Consider the following 18,552-nt stretch of genomic DNA (forward strand, 5'->3'; position numbering starts at 1 on the left):
AGGGCGATCGTATGCTCGAAGGATGACGACCTCCGCGACCTCCGGAACCGGCCCCACCGACCGCCCCGGCGGCACCGGCCCGACCGAGAACTCCATGCGTCGCGCCCTCAAGCGCGCCCGGGACGGCGTGGCCCTCGACGTCTCCGAGGCGGCCGTGCTGCTGCAGGCCCGCGGCGAGGCCCTCGACGACCTCGTGACGTCCGCCGGCCGGGTGCGCGACGCGGGCCTCGAAGCGGCCGGCCGGCCCGGCGTCATCACCTACTCCAAGAGCGTCTTCATCCCGCTCACCCGGCTGTGCCGGGACAAGTGCCACTACTGCACGTTCGTCACCGTCCCCGGCAAGCTGCGCCGCGCCGGACACGGGATGTTCATGTCGCCGGACGAGGTCCTCGACATCGCCCGCAAGGGCGCGGCCCTCGGCTGCAAGGAAGCCCTGATCACGCTCGGCGACAAGCCGGAGGACCGGTGGCCGGAGGCCAGGGAGTGGCTCGACGCGCACGGCTACGACGACACGATCGCCTACGTGCGCGCCGTCTCCATCCGCATCCTGGAGGAGACGGGACTGCTTCCCCACCTCAACCCGGGCGTCCTGAGCTGGACCGACTTCCAGCGGCTCAAGCCCGTCGCCCCGTCCATGGGCATGATGCTGGAGACGACCGCGACCCGCCTGTGGTCCGAGCCCGGCGGCCCGCACCACGGCTCCCCGGACAAGGAACCCGCCGTCCGGCTGCGGGTGCTGGAGGACGCGGGCCGTTCCTCCGTCCCCTTCACCTCCGGGATCCTGATCGGGATCGGCGAGACGTACGAGGAACGCGCGGACTCCCTCTTCGCGCTGCGGAAGATCTCCCGGGCGTACCACGGCATCCAGGAACTGATCATCCAGAACTTCCGTGCCAAGCCGGACACCGCGATGCGCGGCATGCCGGACGCGGAGCTGGACGAACTGGTCGCCACGGTGGCCGTGGCCCGGCACATCATGGGCCCGAGCGCCTGCCTCCAGGCCCCGCCCAACCTGGTCGACAGCGAGTACGAACGGCTGATCGCGGCCGGTATCGACGACTGGGGCGGTGTCTCCCCGCTGACCATCGACCACGTCAACCCCGAGCGTCCCTGGCCGCAGATCGAGGAGCTGGCCGGGCGCTCGGCGGCGGCCGGCTTCGAGCTGCGTGAACGTCTCTGCGTCTACCCGGAGTTCGTGCGGCGCGGCGAGCCCTGGCTGGACCCGAGGCTGCGCCCGCACGTGGGGGCGCTCGCGGATCCGCAGACGGGCCTCGCCCTCGCGGACGCGGTGGTCGAGGGGCACCCGTGGCAGGAGCCCGAGGAGGCCTTCGTCGCCTCCGGCCGTACGGACCTGCACACCACCATCGACACCGAGGGCCGTACGTCCGACCGGCGCGACGACTTCGACGAGGTGTACGGCGACTGGGGTGCCCTGCGCGAGGCCGCGGCGCCCGGGATGGCGCCGGAGCGCATCGACACGGACGTGCGCCAGGCGCTGCGGGTCGCCGCCGACGACCCGACCCGGCTCACCGACGACGACGCGCTGGCGCTGCTGCACGCGGACGGCCCGGCGCTGGACGCGCTGTGCGCGGTGGCGGACGACGTCCGCAAGTCGGCGGTGGGCGACGACGTCACGTACATCGTCACGCGGAACATCAACTTCACCAACGTCTGCTACACCGGCTGCCGCTTCTGCGCCTTCGCCCAGCGCCGCACCGACGCCGACGCCTACACCCTGTCCCTGGACCAGGTCGCCGACCGGGCCCAGCAGGCCTGGGACGTGGGCGCGGTGGAGGTCTGCATGCAGGGCGGCATCCACCCGGACCTGCCCGGGACGGCGTACTTCGACATCGCGAGGGCGGTGAAGGAACGCGTCCCCGGCATGCACGTCCACGCCTTCTCGCCGATGGAGGTCGTCAACGGCGCCACCCGCACCGGCATGTCGATCAGGGAGTGGCTGGCGGCGGCGAAGGAGGCGGGCCTGGACTCGATTCCCGGGACCGCCGCCGAGATCCTCGACGACGAGGTCCGCTGGATCCTCACCAAGGGCAAGCTGCCGACGGCGACCTGGATCGAGGTGGTCTCGACCGCGCACGAACTCGGCATCCGGTCGAGCTCGACGATGATGTACGGCCACGTCGACCAGCCCCGCCACTGGCTCGGCCACCTGCGCACCCTGGCGGGCATCCAGCAACGCACGGGCGGCTTCACCGAGTTCGTGACGCTGCCGTTCATCCACACCAACGCGCCGGTGTACCTGGCGGGCATCGCGCGCCCCGGCCCGACGACCCGGGACAACCGGGCCGTGACGGCGATGGCCCGTCTCCTGCTGCACCCGCACATCCCCAACATCCAGACCAGCTGGGTCAAACTGGGCACGGAGGGTGCGGCCGAGATGCTCCGCTCCGGGGCCAACGACCTGGGCGGCACGCTGATGGAGGAGACGATCTCGCGGATGGCGGGCTCGTCGTACGGCTCCTACAAGTCGGTGCGCGACCTGGTGGCGGTCGCCGAGGCGGCCGGCCGTCCGGCGAAGCCCCGCACCACGCTGTACGGCGAGGTGCCGCAGGAGCGGCAGCGGGCGGCGACCGCCTCGGACGGGCACCTGCCGGAGCTGCTGCCGGTACTGGACTGAGGAGGACCCTGCCGTGGGGGTCGGTACGATGATCCGACCCCCGTCGGAGGGGTTCCGTAGCTGAGGAGATGCGTGCCGTGCCTGCTCCCAAGGTCTGGGTGACCGGTCTGACGGTGGGCGCGATAACCGCCGTCGCCGTCCTCGCCGTGCAGGCCGACAAGGGGCCGCACCCGACGGCCGCGGCGGTCCGGCCGAGCGCGTCGGCGACGCCGGGCGCGAGCCCCGCCCCGTCGAAGTCCGCCGCCCCCGCCGCCGTCCCGGACGACTCGGGCAGCGGACGCCGGATCGTCTACTCCCTCGGCCGCAAGCGCGTCTGGCTGGTCGACGCGAGCGACGCGGCCCGGCGGACCTTCGCCGTCTGGCCGGGCACGGTGAGCCCGGACCCCGGCACCTATCAGGTGTCCTCGCGCAACGAGGCGACCACGGGCTCGGACGGCGTGGAGATCGAGAACATCGTCTACTTCGCCGCGAAGTCCGGCATCTCCATCGCCTTCTCCAACGCCGTCGACGGCTCCTCGCCCCCGCCCGCCGCGGGCAAGCAGACCGGCGGGGTGCGGATGCGTACCGCCGACGGGGACGCGTTGTGGGCGTTCGGCGAGACGGGTACGTCGGTGGTCGTGGTCGAGTAGGAGTTCGCTGCATGGCTCCACCCTGTGGCTGCGGCGGTTCTCGGCAGGGCCCCTGGAGTCGCTCCAGAAGTGGGCCCTGCGCCACTGACCCGGGTCAGGCGTCGGTCTGCCGCACCTGTCCGAACGGCAGGTGGTTGACGATCAGCACCAGCCCGCTGAACAGGAACACCCGCGTCGCCGCGTCCAGGCCGTTCCAGTCCCCGGACTGCCACATGGCGAACCACTCACCGCCGATCGCGATGAACCCGCCGCCGAACAGCAGCATCAGCATCAGCAGACCGTAGGTGGAAAAGCGGCGGGCGCGCGGGTCGTCGCGGCGGAACCACAGCCAGGTGCCGTATATGAGCACGAGGGCGGCGACCGTCTCCCAGGCGATGATCGCGACGTACGCCGCGTCCTGGAGGCCCTTGCTGGTGATGGCTCTCCACATCAGGTCCTCGTCCTTGAACGTGGTGTCCATCGCCAGGACATGCCGCACGAACTGCTGGTTGGTGCCGAAGTCGGTGATGTTCCCGAAGGCGACGAGGGCCGTGTAGAGCGCGACGCTCGCGGTGAGCAGGGTGGCGGCCAGATGCAGGGCGGTGCGTGGGGGTGTCGTAGGCATGATGGTCATCTTCCCCGTGGGACCGGCACCCCCCATAGGCATTCAGCCAGAATGGGCGCAACGGAGACGAGCGGGAGGATCCACGCGTGGGGCAGGCGCGGCCGTCGATGCAGGAGCTGATCGGCCGGCGCAGTCGTGCCGGTTTCGTGGGCCGGGGCGCCGAACGTGCCGCCTTCCGGGCCAACTTGGACATCCCGCCGGAGGACGAGCGGCACCGTTTTCTGTTCCACGTGCACGGCAACGCGGGTGTCGGAAAATCCTTCCTGCTCCGCGAGCTGGAGCAGATCGCCAGGGAACGCGGGGCGTTGACGGCGTACGTGGACGAGAGTGCGGGAAGCGTGCCGGAGGTGCTGGAGACGTTCAGTCGGCAGTTCGCCGCGCAGGGCAGGCGGTTGAAGGACCTGGACCGGCTGCTGACGGCACACCGGGAGCGCCTGCACGAAGCGGAACTGGCCGCGTTGACGGCGCAGTCGGCGCAGTCGGCGCAGCCGGGGCAGCAACCCGGGCCGTCGGCGGGCAGCATGGCCGTGGCCCGGGCCGGGCTGGTGGGGCTGGGCATGGTCCCGGGCATCGGCGCCTTCGCGGGCGCCCTGGACCCGGCCCAACTCGCCGAGGGAGCCGAGCGGTTGCGTTCCGGGCTCGGCGCTCGCTTCCGCACCCACGAGGACGCGCGGCTCGTGCTCGCCCCCGAGGGCGTGCTCACCCCGGTGCTGCTGGAGGAACTCTCCCAGGCCGCGTCCGCCGTGCCCTGGATCGTGCTGTTCTTCGACACCTACGAGCGCACCGGCCGGTTCCTCGACCGGTGGCTGCACACCGTGATGACCTCCGAGCGGTACGGCCCGCTGCCCGCCACCGTCGTCGTGGTGACGGCCGGACAGCTCCCCTTCGACGCGGCCCGCTGGGGCGCCTTCGGCGACTTCATGACCGACCTGCCCCTGCTGCCGTTCACGGAGCCGGAGACCCGGGACCTGCTCGCCGGAAAGGGAGTGGTGGCCGAACCGGTCGTCTGGGAGGTGCTGCGCCTCACCGGTGGCCTGCCGGTGCTCGTGTCGACCCTCGCCGAGAGCCGGCCCGCCGATCCGGCCGACGTGGGCGACCCCAGCGCCACGGCCGTCGAGTGGTTCCTCAAACGGGAGGCGGATCCGGTACGGCGTTCGGTCGCCCTGGCCTGCGCGCTGCCACGGCGTCTGGACGCCGACGTGTTCCGGGCGGTCGTGGGCCTCGCCGACGCCGAACTGGACGGACTGTACGCCTGGTTGCGGGGACTGCCGTTCGTCAGCGAGCGGGGCGGCCTGGTCCGGTACCACGACGTCGTACGGGCGCCGATGCTGCGGTTGCAGCGCCGGCAGGCGCCCCGGACCTGGGCGGCCCGGCAGCAGGCGCTCGCCTCGGTGTTCCGGGAGTGGCGCTGTGAGGCGGAAGCCGGACGGAGCGTCGAGGAGCGGTGGGCGGACGAGACGTGGCGGGAGCTTCGGCTGGCGGAGCTGTACCACCTGCTGTGCGCGGGGCAGCGGTCGGCGCTGACGAGCGTGCTCGGAGACGTCGTCGACGCCTGCGAGCAGGGCGAGTCCACCGCCGAGCGGTGGGCACGGGTCCTGGTGGACGCCGGGGCGGACGCCGAGACCTGGGCGGTGGCCCAGTGGGGCCAACGGCTGGCGGCGGCGCTCGACGGCGGCGGGACGCCCGCGGCACTCGACCTGGTGCTGCGGGCCACGGGATTCGAGCCCGCGTCGGCGTCCGCGGGGCCGGCGGCGTACGGCGCGCCGGTGGCCGCCGGCCCGGTTGTGCCGGCCGGCTGGCCGCCGGTGGCCGGCACGGCGCCCGGCACGGGGTGGGGCACGGCCGCCACCGCGGCTTCCTCCGGGCCGTCCGTACCGGCCGGAGCCGGGGCGGCACTCCACGGAGAGCGGCCCCGTCCGCCCCGGGCGGGCGCCACCCGGCCGGACACGTCCGGCGACGGGCGGTCCCATGAGACCCCGCAGGGAGCGTCTGAGGACCAGCCCGCCCGGACGCCGCGGACCGACCCGCAGGACCAGGACGAGCAGCCGCCGTACCCCGTGCCGCGGGATCAGCGCACCCACGAGGCGTCGCACTCGGCGGCCCCGGTCGGCACTCCCCGGGCCGACGGGCCGTCCGACGCCGGCTGGCGGGTCGGCCTCGACCCGGCCGCCGCGGCCCGCGCCTACCGCGCCCAGGCCATCGCCCACGACCTCGCCGGCGACGTGCGCACGGCCGTCGCCCGCCTCGACCGTGCCCTCGAACTGGCCCCCGACGACCCCCGCAGCCTCGCTCTGCGCGGCGAGTACCACCGTGCCCTGGAGCACCACGACGAGGCGATCCGCGACCTGGACCGGGCGCTCGCCCTGAACCCCGCCGACGCCTTCGCGCTGGCCTCCCGCGGCGCCACCCGCCTCAGCCGCCGGGAGTACGCCGAGGCGCTCACGGATCTCGACCGGGCCGTGGCACTCAAGCCGGACTACCCCTGGGCGCTGGTACGGCGGGCCCGGGTGCACCGCGCCCTCGGAGACCCCGCGCGGCAGCTCGCCGACCTCGACCTGGCGGTGGCCGTGGACCCCGACTGGGCCTGGGTCCGCTGCGAACGCGGGGACGCCCTGCGGGTCGCCGGCCGCGACGAGGAGGCCCTCGCCGACTACGACCACGCGCTCGCCCTGGAGCCCGAGTACGGCTCGGCCCGCGCCAGCCGGGGAGCCTCGCTGGCCAACCTCGGCCGCCACGAGGAGGCCCTCGCCGAGCTGGACCTGGTGCTGGAGCGCAGGCCGTCGTACACCTGGGCCGCTGAGCAGCGGTCGGCCGTGCTGAGCCGACTGGAGGAGGGCTCTCCTACTCCCGCACGCACCGCAGGAACAGATGGGGCTCGGGCCCCGCACCGGGGTGATCGGGAGTGAACAGCACGTCCCGCGCGGACAGCACCGTCAGCCCCGCCCGGCCGAGCATGCCGGTGAAGTCGTCGGCCGCGAAGCTCGTCGCCCGTACCGCCTGCCCCATGAAGACCACCTCGACGTCCTCCGCGTCCACGGGCACGGTCGCGACCACCATGCTGCCGCCCGGGCGCAGCGCCCGTGCCAGCCGTCGCACGAGGGCCTCCTGCGCGGGGCGGGACATCTGCAGCAGGGAGAAGTACACGCAGACCGCGTCGAACGAGCCCTCGTCGAGCGGGACTTCGGCGATGTCGGCGTGCCGGAAGGCGGCGTCCGGCACCTGCCGGGTGGCGAGGTCCACCATGACGGGGGACGCGTCGATCCCCAGCACGTCATGGCCCGCCGCGGCGAGCGTCCCGGCCGTCGGCCGCCCCGTCCCACTGCCGACGTCCAGCACCCGGCTGCCGGGCGCGAGCCGTCCGGCGAGCCACGCCAACGACGCCCGGTGCTCCTCGGAGTGCGCGAACGCCTTCTCGTAGGCGAGCCCCAGGGCGTCGAAGACGACGGCGGCCTGTTGTGCCTGGTCGCCGCCGATCACGAGCGCGCGGGCATCTGCTTGACGAACTCCGCCCAGACGCCGTCGGCGAAGGTGAGGTGGGCGCCGTTCCGGTCCTTGGAGTCGCGGATGTGGATGGTGGCGCCGGTGGGGGATATGGCGATCTCGACGCAGTCAGGCTCGTCGGTGCCGCTGTAACTGCTCTTGAACCACGTCAGTGCGGTGGTGTTCATGTCTCTTCTCCCAGCAGCTTCTCGATGAAGGCCAGTGACTCCCGAGGAGAGAGAGCCTGCGCCCGGATCATTCCATAGCGCATCTCCATGACCTGGACTTCCCGCGGGTCACTGACAACTCGGCTGTGCAGCTCTGCTGCCAAGTAGCCCACTGTCTTGCCGTCCCGGAGCTTCAGCACGCGGAACGAACCGCTCACGTACGCGTGGTCCGCTCGGCTTGTCGGCATCACCTGGATCTCGACGTGCCGCAAGCCGCCGACCTCCAATAGGTGTTCGAGCTGTTGTCGTAGCACCATCCTGCCTCCGACGGGCCGCCGCAGTGTGGCCTCTTCTTGGACGAAGGTGATGAACGGCCGGGGCGTCCGTTCGAAGACGGCCTTGCGCGCCATGCGTGCGGCGACGACCCGTTCGATCTCCTCTTCCGTGTGCGCGGGTCGCCGCGTCTCGTACAGCGCCTGTGCGTACTCCGGAGTCTGAAGAAGGCCGTGGATGTGCAGCGCGGTATAGGCGCCCATCTCGACCGCCTCGTCCTCCAACTTCGCCAGATCCCGCACCTTCTTCGGATACCTGGCCCTCTCCACGTCCTCCTTCATCGCGGAGAGCTTCCCGCCCGCCCCGAGCACCTCGTCAGCCTTCTCCAGGAAGTCGGGCTTCGGAATCCGCCGCCCTCGCTCCACGGACGAGACCATCTCCTCGCCGTACCCGATGGCGGCACCCAGCTCGCCCTGCTTCTTCCCCGCGGCCTCCCGCCACATCTTGATCTGCCGTCCGACCGTCCTGAGTACGGCCTCGGCCTCCTCGTCCTCCACCGGCATCCCTCCCGACGTACGAGCCGTACGACCCGGCCCCGCACCCGGACAGTCACGTTCCGTACCCGGATCGTTGCTGTTCAGCGTAGAAACGGCTGGCCACGCTAAGTGACATGAGTCCAAAATCAGTCGCCCAAGTCACCTCCGCCACGCACCACTTCGCGGTTCAGCTGTCCGCGACTCGAAGAGGTGCTCGACTGGCCCGGCTGCTCGCCGAACGCCAACTGGACGACTGGAACAGCCCCTTCGAGGGCGCCGTACACGTCGTGGCCGAGCTGGCGTCGAACGCCGTACTGCACGGGCGCGTCCCCGGCCGGGACTTCCGGCTGAGACTGTCGCTGCGCGCCGACGGCACCCTGCGCATCGAGGTGACCGACGCCCGGGGAGACCGGATCCCGCAGGTCCGCGTCGCGGTGGACGGCGATGTGGAGTCGGGGCGGGGCTTGCTGATCGTGGCGGCGTACGCCGCCCGCTGGGGCGTCGACGAGTCTCCGGCCAACTGCAAGACGGTGTGGGCCGAACTGACACCGGATCGCGGGGAGGCGTGACCCGGCCGTTCTCGACGCCAAAGACCAAAGAACCGGGAAAAGAACCAACCCACCCCCACCGCCCCCGTCGATCACCCGCAGGGGTGAACATCGACAACTCGGCTGGCGCGGACGGGAGTCGATGGTGCAGCGTCTGCCGCAGACAACCGCACACATGAATCGGCCCTCGCCGGGACTGGCATCCCAGTGCGAGGGCCTGACACCGAGGAAGCAGTCCCTTCCCGATGACTGAACAGCACCCTAGCGCGCCCGCGCCCGCGAAGTCCGGCCGTTCCGCCGGAGGCGTGGAGCACGTCAACGAACCCCACCACGATCAGTTCGTCGTGGTCGGAAACCACCTCGCCCAGCACCCGGAGCTGTCCCTGACGGCGATCGGCCTGGCGGTCCACATCCAGTCGCTCCCGGCGCGCACCCCGATCGGGATCAAGACGCTGGCCGCGAAGTTCCCCGAAGGGGAGATCCGGATCGCCGCGGCCCTGCGGGAGCTGGAGGCGCACGGATATCTGGCTCGCACCAAGGAGCGTCTTCAATCGGGCCGAGTCGTGACCCGGACGATCTCGTACAACAAGCCGGGGGTCGCGGCGGTGCGAGACGCCGCGAAGCCCGCACCGCGCCCGGCACCGCCGCCCCGCTCGGGGGCGGAGGCCGGACCCCGCACCACCGCCACCGACCTCCTTGCCGGTCTGCGCGCCCACGACTCCCGGCTGCTGCTGGCCGAACGTGATGTACACCGCCTGGCCCCAGCCGTCTCCGCATGGCTGGAGACATGAGTGCGTCTACGTCTGCAATATCACCTGGTACGGCTGATACCTGCCCACTTGCGTTCACTTCAGCCACACCTCGCATACCGTTCCGCACCCTGAACCGATCGTCCCCGGTCGATTACAGTGACGAACTGTCGTACGGACGGTCGGGTGGCAGGGGGAGGTCTTGGTGGGTGCGACAGCCGGCGCCGTCTGGGGCCGTACCGAACAGCAGGACTTCCGCAGCCGGGTGCGCGGCACGCTGCTCGGGGCCGCCGTCGGGGACGCCCTCGGTGCGCCGGTCGACGGGCTCGGGCTGGACGAGATCAAGGAGCAGTACGGTCCCGAGGGACTCGTCGACCTCGGGTTCGGGTACGGGCGGCGCGGTGCCGTCAGTCATCTCACCCAGCTGACTCTGTTCTCCGTCGACGGGCTGATAAGAGCCCAGGTGAGACGGGACACCGGAGCCTGGCACCCGCCGACCGACCTGCACCGGGCGTATCTGCGCTGGGCCGCCACGCAGCGGGACTGGGGTCCCGACGAGCGCCGCAAGGAGGACGGCTGGCTGGCCCGTGAGGAGTGGCTGTACGCCCGCCGGGAGCCGACGCGGGCCCTGCTGCTGGCTCTCGGTGACGACGTCATGGGCACCCTGGAGTCGCCGAAGAACACCGCCGAGCTCGGACCCGAGGCCACCGCCCGTTCCGCGCCCTTCGGGCTGCTCGTCGGCTGGGAGCCGCAGCTCGTCGTGCAGCTCGCCGTGGAGTGCGCCACGCAGACCCACGGTCACCCCGTCGCCTACCTGTCGGCGGGCGCGTACGCGGTGATCGTGCACGGGCTCGCCTGCGGGGAGAGCCTCGACGGGGCCGTGCAGCGGGCGCGTGCCCTGCTCGCCCTGCGGCCGGGGCACGAGCCCGTGTCGGACGCGTTGCAGCACGCGCTGGGCGCCGTCAGGCAGGGCATGCCCACCCCGGCGCGGGTGGAGGAGCTGGCGGCCGACGGTTCGGCGGACGGGCTGCTCGCGGCGGCCGTGTACTGCGCGCTGGTGGGGGAGGACGTCCGGCACGGGCTCTGCCTCGCCGTGAACCACGACGGGCCCTCCGCCGCCGCGGGCGCTCTCACCGGGGGCCTGCTGGGCGCCTTGCACGGCGAGACGGCCCTGCCCCCGGCCTGGCTGGCCGAGCTGGAGGGCCGCCCCACGATCCTCGAACTCGCCGACGACTTCGCCATGGAGATGACCCAGGGCCCGGCACTGCACGGGCCCGCGGCGTCGTCACCGGGGTGGCTGGCCAAGTACCCGCGGGCCTGAAGCCGCGCGACGCCCGCTCGCGGTGGACAACGGCGAGGGCGGCCCCCATGACCACCCTGAGGGGCGTGATCAGAGGGTGATCGGGTTGTGGTCAGCGCATCAGCTCCCCTGCGTTCACCAGGAGCGACTGTCCGGTGATCGCCCGCGCCCGGTCGGAGGCGAGGAAGACGGCGGCGTCGGCCACATCCGCGTCCGTGGCCAGTTCGGGCAGGGCCATGCGGTCGGTCAGGCGGGCCAGCACGTCGGGCTCCGGGACGCCTTCGGTCCGTGCCGCGAAGCGCACGTACGCCTGGACCGGCGGGCCCCACATCCAGCCCGGCAGGACGGTGTTCACCCGGATGCGGTGCGGGCCGAGTTCCCGGGCCAGGGAGTACATGGCGCTGGTGAGGGCGCCCTTGGAGGCGGCGTAGGCGGCCTGGCGCACCTGCGAGGGGGCGGCCACGGCCGACTGGGTGCCGATGAACACCACCGAACCGCCGCGCTCCTTGAGGGCCGGCAGGCAGGCGCGGGTCATCCGCAGTGAGCCCAGCAGGTTGACGTCGATCACCGACTGCCAGGTGGTGAAGTCGGCGTCCTCAAGGCCGCCGAAGCAGGAGTCCAGGGCGGCGACATGGACGACCCCGTCGATCCCCCCGAACCGCTCCCGGGCCAGCGCGGCGAGCGCATCGCACTGCCGCTCGTCGGTGATGTCGGTCGCCCGGTACGCCGTGTGCGCCCCGTCGGGATCGATCTCGGCGGCGCTCTTCGCCAGATTCGCCTCCGTGCGCGCCCCGAGCACCGCGTTCCCGCCGTCCCGTACGACCGCCGCCGCCACCTGGTGGCCGAGCCCGGCGCCGACTCCCGAGACGACGACGGTCTTGCCGTCGAGCAGTGACATCGGTCCTCCATGGGTCGTCCCGGTCCGCCACTGACTCTGGCGGATTATCTGACGGAGCGTCAGAGTATGGGCGTCCGAGGGAGGAAGGAAGGGAAGGGAACGGCATGAGCGAGGACACCCGCAGCGAGGTGTACGCCGAACTGGCCGCCGTCGGCCCCTACGGCGTCCACCCCGGCCACGCCCTGATCACCATGGTCGAACCGCACCCGGGCCACGAGTACGCCTACAACCGCTGGTACGAGGACGACCACTACTACGCCGGCGCCATGGCGATGCCCTGGATGTACGCCGGCCGCCGCTGGGTCGCCACCCGGGAGCTGCAACTCCTGCGCTACCCCGAGAAGTCCGCGATCGCCCAGCCGGTCACCGCCGGCTGCTACCTCTCCACGTACTGGATCACCGCCGGCCGCTACGACGACCACATGCGCTGGACGGTCGCCATCAACAAGCGCCTCAACCGCGACGCCCGCGTCCACCACAACCGCACCCACGTCTTCACCGCGTTCCAGGACCACGAGGCGACGGTGTACCGCGACGGCGCGGCGGGCCCCCGCGACTTCCACGCCCTCGACCACCCCTACGCGGGCCTGGTGGTCGAGGTCGTCGACGCCGAGGCGCCGGAGCGGCGGGCCGAGTTGCTGGAGTGGCTGCGCACCCGCCATCTCCCGAGGCGCCTGGCCGGTTCCCCGGCCGCCCTGGTGACGGTCTTCCGCCCCACCCCGCTCCCGCTCGACCGCATGTCCTACGTCAAGCAGGTCGAGGGCGTCGACACCCGCCTGACCCTCCTGTGGTTCCTGGAGGCGGACCCGAGGCGGTGCTGGCAGGAGCGCTTCACCGGCCTGGACACCGCGGTGGAGGAGACGGGACTGGGCCGGGTGGAACTGGTCGCGCCGTTCATCCCGACGGTGCCGGGGACGGACCGGTACGTGGCCGAGCTGCGCTGAGACGGGGAGGCGTCGATCGGCGGCCGGGCACGGCCGAGCCCCCTCGGCAAGGACGGCGGGCTGGTCGAGAGGGCTCTGGCTGTACTGCTTGTGCAGTTGTCGATCGTGAGGTCGGTCGAGGGGTGAGGATCAGACAGACCGCCCCTTACGCCTTGACCGACGCCACGAAGGTGTTCCACGCCTGTGCGGGGAACGCCAGGACCGGGCCCTCGGGCACCTTGGAGTCCCGTACCGCCATCGCCGCCGTGACCGGCGACTTGACCTCGACGCACGCGCCGTTCCCGGTGGAGTACGAAGACTTGGTCCACGTGTCCGTGGCACCCTGACGAATTGCCATGTCTGCTCCGAATTGCCAGATGTTGAGTTGCTGTCACCGCCCCGCGCGGTCCGTGACGGGAACCCGCGGGGCGATTCACGCCAACGTTGTTGCTGGGTGGCGTGATCGACGCTACTCGCCAACATCGGCTGACGAAGCGACTATTCACTCGGCCGGGTGGCATATTCCAATGGAGTCTTCCATCCCAGCCAGGGGACGGTGTACCGTACGGCGCTTCTCCGGGCGGGACGCTCGGAGCGCCGTCGCTCGGCGTCCGCCGTCAGCGCGCGTACTCCTTGGCGATGTCCGCGATGAACTGGCGCGACTGGTCCACATTCAGCGCCTGCGCCCGCAGGTGCTCGTACATCACGCTGTACTTCTGGACGTCGTTCGCCTTCTCCAGATACAGGTCGCTGGTGACGCCCTCGATGTAGACGACGCTGGAGTCGGCCGCGTCCGGGAACTCCAGGATCGCGTACTGCCCGTTGAGGCCCGGGTGCGCGCCCATCTCGAAGGGGATGACCTGCACGGTGACGTGCGGCAGCTGGGACTGCTCCACGAGCTGTTCCAGCTGGTCACGCATGAGGGACTTGTTGCCCACGACCCGGCGCAGGGCGGCCTCGTCCAGGACGGTCCACAGCCGCAGCGGGTTCTCCTCGGTGGAGATTCGTTCCTGTCGGCGCATCCGCACCTGGACCCGCTTCTCGATCTCGGTGGACGCCGTCTCCGGCAACGCGCCCGCGATCAGGGCCTCGGCGTACTGCTTCGTCTGCAACAGGCCCGGAACGACCTGGGGGTCGTACACCCGCAGGCTCGCGGCGTCCGTCTCCAGCCCGATGTAGACGCTGTAGGGGATGTCGCCGAACGAGTGCCACCAGCCCTGCTGCCGCGAGTCCTTGGCCATCTGCATCAGCGAGTCCACGATCCGGTGGTCCTCCACCTCGTAGACCCCGCACAGGTCCCGGACGTCGCGCTGGCTGATACTGCGCCGCCCGTTCTCCAGCCGGCTGATCTTCGACTGCGACACCAGCAGCCGCTCGGCCACCTCTTCGGCCGTCATGCCCTTGAGCTCGCGGAGCCGGCGCAGCTCCTGGCCCAGCCGGCGTCGCCTGACGGTGGGATTGACATTGGACGCCACGGGACGCGCACCTCCGGCTGCCTGCCTTGTGATTGCCACTTTGCGTATCTGCTGCTGAGCAGACTGCCACCAAGGTGCTTACTACCGCTGGGAAACGGTGGATATGCGCTGGATACACGCCAGTTCGGGGCCGTCTCGGGCACATGCGGCCGCGCGGGGCGACGGGACCTCGGAGCACGTCCGAGCACACGGACGTACGGTCCCGTCGCCCCGCGCGGACCAGCGGCTCCCGTACCGGAGTCTCGGAGGACCGCGGTGTGGCGCCGGGTGCGTATGGAGCATGCGGTGCTGTGGAGCATGTGGAGCATGTAGAGCGTGGTTCTTGTGGACCACGTGGTGCCAGGTGCCCGTGGTGCGGGCGTGCAGTACCCGCGGGCTTGCGGTGCCGGTGGTACCTGGTCGAGCGCACGCCGCCGCCCCGCGTGGCGCGGGCCGCCGACCGCTGCTCAGTGAGCCACGACGCGCGCCATGGATCCGCGGCGAGGCTGCACCGGAACGCCGCGAGCGGGTTCCGCCGTCGCCCTGCCACCGGGGGCGGCCTGACGGCCGGCCGGGGCCGGGCTGCGGCGCGGCTGGGCCGCCGCACCGTTCTGGACGTCCATCACGGCGTGCGCGACGAGACCGCCCATGGGGTCGTGCCTGATCAGGTCCCGCAGCCGGGAGCGGGACGACCGTCCCTCGTTCCCCGGGTACAGGTGCTTGCCCAGGCCGACCGCGTGTGCCAGGGCGGCGAGCGCCGCGGTCCGCGGGTCCGGCGGTACGCCGGTGCGGATCGCGGAGTCCAGCCGGGCCCTGATCTCCCGGCTGATCTCGTTGTCCGTCGCCTGGTAACGAGTCGTCGGCAGCACCCCGCACATCTGACCGGCGACGGCATGCACCATGCCGCACCGCTCCAGATGCGAGAGGTAGGTCTGGCGCAGCCCCAGCCGGGGCCCGCCGATCCAGTGGACGGCCCGTACCGGAGCGCCACGCCTTCGCAGCAACTCCAACGCGCAGTCCAGTGTCGGATCTCCAGTCGGCCGTGGTACCACCACGGCGATACGATCCCCGTCTGGGGCTATCCGTCCTGCCAGCGCCAGCTCCACTAGCTGTGCTCCGGCCAGGCCGAGGTCGAGCGACTGCGGCTGTGCGGTGGTACCCGTGGCCGGGTCCAACGCCAGCAGCAGAAGCTCCTCCGGAAGTGTTCTGCGGCTCCTGCCCATCCATGCCTCCCCGCGTGGATGAATGACAGGGTGACCCCTCTCACATTGGTCTGTCGAGGGTGCGTGACCGCTTCGTGAGGGAACCGGTAGGTATGTCGTTCTCGTCTACCGCATGAGTCGAGGGTCGCGCACAGGACACTGGTACATGGTTCGGACAGCGGCACGGGGGCCGTACGGGCACGGGTCCGGGCGGTGGCTCAGGGTTCGACAACCGCACGCGGCGCGTGCGGCGGCACATGGAGGAGGCATCGGTGGCGGGCGAGTCCCCCGACAGGTCGAAGCAGCGCGAGTCGTCGGCAGAACCGACGTCGGGGAGCGCGGGTACGGTTCCGGACCCCGCTTCCGCACCCAGTGCCGAGGCCCCCACGGAACGCCGGGACCCCCGCCTGGCGATGTCCCGCGAGACCGTCTCGCCACGCGGCGCCGTGGACACGGCGACGAAGGTGCTGTCCCGGGCCGACCTCGAAGCGGCGAGGCGGAAGGACGGGGCCGCCGCGACGGGAGCCGCGGACCCGGAGGACGCCGGTGAGGTGGCTGCCGACGGCGATGACGCTGTCGCCGGTGAGGCGAAGGCTGCGGATGCCGGAGTGAGTGCGTCCGAAGCGGGGCAGGCTGTGGGGGCGAAGGGCGAGGCCGCGCATGCCGAGGCTGCTGCCGAATCCCGGGACGCCGAGGCCGGGAGCACCGCGGACGGTGACGTCGACGCGACCGGGGCCGAGGAGGCGCGGGATGCCCAGGGGCGGGACTCCGAGGACCGGGGCGACCGGCCCGCCGGGGCGGGTGACGACCGGCTGAGGGCCGCTGTGGCGGCTTGGGTCGCCTCCGCGGACGCCGACGACGCCGCGGGCGCCGAGGCCGATGAGGCGAGCGACGCCGCGGAGGACCGGGAGAAGGCCGAGGGCGACGATTCGCCCGTCGGGGAGCGGCAGGTCGAGGCTTCCGGCGCCGACTCCGGGACCGCTGCCGAGGCGACGCCGGAGACCGGGTCCGTCGACTCGGCCGCATCCGACGCCGGCCGGCCCACCGCGGCCTCGGCCGCCGAGCCCGCCGACGCGGGCGAGGACAACGCGGCGAACCCCGCCTCGGCCGACGCGGAGCCCGCCGACGCCGTACCGGCCGACGCGGACCCCGCCGACGCCGTACCCGCCGACACGGACCCGGCTGACGCCGCACCCGCCGACACGGAACCCGCCGACACGGAACCCGCCGACGCGGCCGGAGCCGTCGATCGGGAGGACCCCCGCCGGGGGGACTCCGTGCGTGACGCGGAGGCGTCCGGGGGCGAGGGCGCCGGGCAGCGGGCTTCCACTGCCGACGCGGAGGCCGCCGACGGCCCCGCCGACGGTGGTGGCGTCGATCAGCCGACCGCTGTCTTCAAGGCCGTACGGCCGACCCCTGAGAAGCCCCCGGTGGACCAGCCCACCACCATGCTGAAGGCCCCCCGGCCCGAGGCCCCCTCCGAGCGCACCAGCAAGTTCGTCGCGCTCAAGCCGGACATGCCGTCGGCCGAGCCGCGGGCGGACGCACCGAAGAGCCCCGCCCCGAAGAGCCCCGCCTCGAAGAGCCCCGCCCCGAAGAGCCCCGCCCCCGACGTCACCGCCGCCGTTCCCCAGGTCGGCCCCGAGCGGACCACCCAGCAGCCCCTGCCGCCCAAGCCGCCGCTGGACCTGCTGGCCGAGCTGACGAACACGCCGCCGCCCCCGGAGACCCCCGTCCGGACGCTCGTCCGGCGCATCAAGATCTGGACCCCCCTGGTCCTGCTCCTCGTGATCGTCTTTGCGATCGCGCAGGCCGTCCGTCCCCTGCCCACGCCCACGCTCGCCCTGACCGCCGAGGAGTCGTACGCCTTCGACGGCGGCAAGGTGTCCCTCCCGTGGCCCGGTGAGGGCCAGGGCTGGATGGACGTCAACGGCATCGGCACGATGGGCGCCTTCGGCAAGCAGACCCCCGTCGCCATCGGGTCCGTCGCCAAGGCCATGACCGCGTACATCGTCCTCAAGGACCACCCGATGAAGCCGGGCGAGGACGGCAAGAAGATCAAGGTCGACGCCCTCGCCGAGAAGGAGGGCGGCTACGACAAGGACGGCGAGTCCACCCTCAACACCGTCAAGGAGGGCGACACCCTCACCCAGCACGACGCGATCGCGGCCATCATGATCCCGTCCGCGAACAACATCGCCCGCCTGCTGGCCCGCTGGGACGCCGGTTCCGAGAAGGCGTTCATCCAGAAGATGAACGACACCGCCAAGGAACTGGGCATGAAGAACACGACGTACACCGACGCCTCCGGCCTGAAGGAGACCACCGTCTCCACCGCCGAGGACCAGGTGAAGCTGGGCAACGAGATCGTCAAGATCCCGGCGCTGACGGAGATCACCGCCATGGGGCAGTGGATCGACCCGTCCGGGAAGAAGCACTACAACTACAACTATCTCGTCCCTTACAACGGTGCCATCGGCATCAAGACGGGCACGACCACCGCGGCCGGCGGCAACCTCCTCTTCGCCGCCCGCAAGGAGATCGACGGCGAGACCGTCACCCTCGTCGGCGCCGTCCTCGGCCAGCACAAGGCGCCGATCATCCAGACCGTCAACGACGTCAGCAAGACGGCGATGCTCGCCGCCCAGGACGAGCTGACCTCGGCCAAGATCCTGAAGAAGGGCGACGTCGTCGGATACGTGGACGACGGACTCGGCGGCCGTACCCCCGTCGTCCTCACCCAGGACGTCACCGCCGTCGGCTGGTCCGGCTACCGGGTGAAGCTGTCCTTCGACGCCCACGACGTGCCGCACACCGCGAAGGCCGGCACCAAGGTCGGCACGCTCACCGTCGGTGACGGCACGAGCGGCGCGGTCAAGGCGCCGGTGGCCCTCCAGAGCGACCTGACGGAACCCGGTTTCACCGCCAAGCTGACCCGCCTCGGCTGACCTGCCCGGCCGGCCCACGGGCGGCCCGACGGCGTTCAGCACGCACCCCGCCGAGGGAGCCGCCCGGCGGGGTGCGTGCTAGCGTCACGAAACGGTCAGGTCGTCGCTCACGGGGCACGGCCGCAGACCCCTGCGACAGGGCCGGCAGCACCGGGGGAACGGGACGCGGCCGGAACAGAAGACGGGACAGTACGGGGAGTGCCTCA

Annotated in this window: 16 protein-coding genes; 8 read left to right on the forward strand and 8 right to left on the reverse strand. The window is 71.9% G+C overall.

Annotated features, from left to right (window positions below; all coding sequences use genetic code 11):
• The first annotated feature begins 22 nt into the window (after positions 1–22).
• Positions 23–2,635: a bifunctional FO biosynthesis protein CofGH gene (locus tag ACWCPI_RS14480; protein ID WP_451038427.1), complete on the forward strand. Its 2,613-nt coding sequence runs from the start codon at positions 23–25 to the stop codon at positions 2,633–2,635.
• Between the two features lie 68 nt (positions 2,636–2,703).
• Positions 2,704–3,264: a hypothetical protein gene (locus ACWCPI_RS14485; RefSeq protein ID WP_451038428.1), complete on the forward strand. Its 561-nt coding sequence runs from the start codon at positions 2,704–2,706 to the stop codon at positions 3,262–3,264.
• A 94-nt stretch (positions 3,265–3,358) separates the two neighbouring features.
• Here the strand turns inward: ACWCPI_RS14485 and ACWCPI_RS14490 are convergent, their stop codons facing one another.
• Complete coding sequence (locus tag ACWCPI_RS14490; RefSeq protein WP_451038429.1) at positions 3,359–3,868, reverse strand: DUF2165 domain-containing protein; 510 nt, start codon at positions 3,866–3,868, stop codon at positions 3,359–3,361.
• A gap of 86 nt (positions 3,869–3,954) precedes the next feature.
• On the opposite strand from ACWCPI_RS14490, the gene ACWCPI_RS14495 reads away from it, so the two are divergent.
• Entirely contained in the window at positions 3,955–6,774 is a 2,820-nt protein-coding gene (locus tag ACWCPI_RS14495; protein WP_451038430.1) for an AAA family ATPase, read from the forward strand.
• Here the strand turns inward: ACWCPI_RS14495 and ACWCPI_RS14500 are convergent.
• From ACWCPI_RS14500 to ACWCPI_RS14510, 3 genes are read right to left on the reverse strand one after another with little or no spacing between them, the layout of a single operon-like run.
• Complete coding sequence (locus ACWCPI_RS14500; RefSeq protein ID WP_451038431.1) at positions 6,710–7,345, reverse strand: class I SAM-dependent methyltransferase; 636 nt, start codon at positions 7,343–7,345, stop codon at positions 6,710–6,712. The genes ACWCPI_RS14495 and ACWCPI_RS14500 overlap by 65 nt on opposite strands.
• Positions 7,342–7,536, reverse strand: coding sequence for a DUF397 domain-containing protein (locus tag ACWCPI_RS14505; protein ID WP_451038432.1), 195 nt, complete (start codon positions 7,534–7,536; stop codon positions 7,342–7,344). The genes ACWCPI_RS14500 and ACWCPI_RS14505 overlap by 4 nt, the downstream gene beginning before the upstream one ends.
• Positions 7,533–8,345, reverse strand: a complete 813-nt coding sequence (locus ACWCPI_RS14510) for a helix-turn-helix domain-containing protein (protein ID WP_451038433.1) — start codon at positions 8,343–8,345, stop codon at positions 7,533–7,535. The genes ACWCPI_RS14505 and ACWCPI_RS14510 overlap by 4 nt, the downstream gene beginning before the upstream one ends.
• A gap of 113 nt (positions 8,346–8,458) precedes the next feature.
• On the opposite strand from ACWCPI_RS14510, the gene ACWCPI_RS14515 reads away from it, so the two are divergent.
• The 3 genes from ACWCPI_RS14515 to ACWCPI_RS14525 all read left to right on the forward strand — a co-directional run bounded on the left by ACWCPI_RS14515 (position 8,459) and on the right by ACWCPI_RS14525 (position 10,942).
• Entirely contained in the window at positions 8,459–8,893 is a 435-nt protein-coding gene (locus ACWCPI_RS14515; RefSeq protein WP_451038434.1) for an ATP-binding protein, read from the forward strand.
• A 224-nt stretch (positions 8,894–9,117) separates the two neighbouring features.
• Positions 9,118–9,663, forward strand: coding sequence for a hypothetical protein (locus tag ACWCPI_RS14520; RefSeq protein ID WP_451038435.1), 546 nt, complete (start codon positions 9,118–9,120; stop codon positions 9,661–9,663).
• Between the two features lie 163 nt (positions 9,664–9,826).
• Positions 9,827–10,942 carry an ADP-ribosylglycohydrolase family protein gene (locus ACWCPI_RS14525; protein WP_451038436.1) on the forward strand — a complete coding sequence of 372 codons (1,116 nt, stop codon included), beginning with the start codon at positions 9,827–9,829 and terminating at the stop codon, positions 10,940–10,942.
• A gap of 91 nt (positions 10,943–11,033) precedes the next feature.
• Here ACWCPI_RS14525 and ACWCPI_RS14530 read toward each other — a convergent pair whose 3' ends face one another.
• A complete protein-coding gene (locus ACWCPI_RS14530) occupies positions 11,034–11,819 on the reverse strand; it encodes an SDR family oxidoreductase (protein ID WP_451038437.1) in 786 nt (261 codons plus the stop codon).
• Positions 11,820–11,923: 104 nt separating this feature from the next.
• On the opposite strand from ACWCPI_RS14530, the gene ACWCPI_RS14535 reads away from it, so the two are divergent.
• Positions 11,924–12,763 (forward strand): hypothetical protein, encoded by an 840-nt coding sequence (locus tag ACWCPI_RS14535; RefSeq protein WP_451038438.1) that lies wholly within the window; start codon positions 11,924–11,926, stop codon positions 12,761–12,763.
• 145 nt (positions 12,764–12,908) lie between these two features.
• On the opposite strand, the gene ACWCPI_RS14540 is transcribed toward ACWCPI_RS14535, so the two are convergent.
• From ACWCPI_RS14540 to ACWCPI_RS14550, 3 genes are all read right to left on the reverse strand, one after another.
• Positions 12,909–13,100 carry a DUF397 domain-containing protein gene (locus ACWCPI_RS14540; RefSeq protein WP_451038439.1) on the reverse strand — a complete coding sequence of 64 codons (192 nt, stop codon included), beginning with the start codon at positions 13,098–13,100 and terminating at the stop codon, positions 12,909–12,911.
• Positions 13,101–13,359: 259 nt separating this feature from the next.
• A complete protein-coding gene (locus ACWCPI_RS14545; RefSeq protein WP_451038440.1) occupies positions 13,360–14,217 on the reverse strand; it encodes a helix-turn-helix domain-containing protein in 858 nt (285 codons plus the stop codon).
• A gap of 446 nt (positions 14,218–14,663) precedes the next feature.
• The gene (locus ACWCPI_RS14550; RefSeq protein ID WP_451038441.1) at positions 14,664–15,419 is read right to left on the reverse strand and encodes a GOLPH3/VPS74 family protein; all 756 of its coding nucleotides are present in this window, start codon (positions 15,417–15,419) and stop codon (positions 14,664–14,666) included.
• Positions 15,420–15,670: 251 nt separating this feature from the next.
• On the opposite strand from ACWCPI_RS14550, the gene ACWCPI_RS14555 reads away from it, so the two are divergent.
• On the forward strand, positions 15,671–18,346 hold the full coding sequence (locus ACWCPI_RS14555) for a D-alanyl-D-alanine carboxypeptidase (protein WP_451038442.1): 2,676 nt from the start codon (positions 15,671–15,673) through the stop codon (positions 18,344–18,346).
• The last annotated feature ends 206 nt before the right edge of the window (positions 18,347–18,552 follow it).

The organism is Streptomyces sp. NPDC001920 (genome assembly GCF_053594495.1).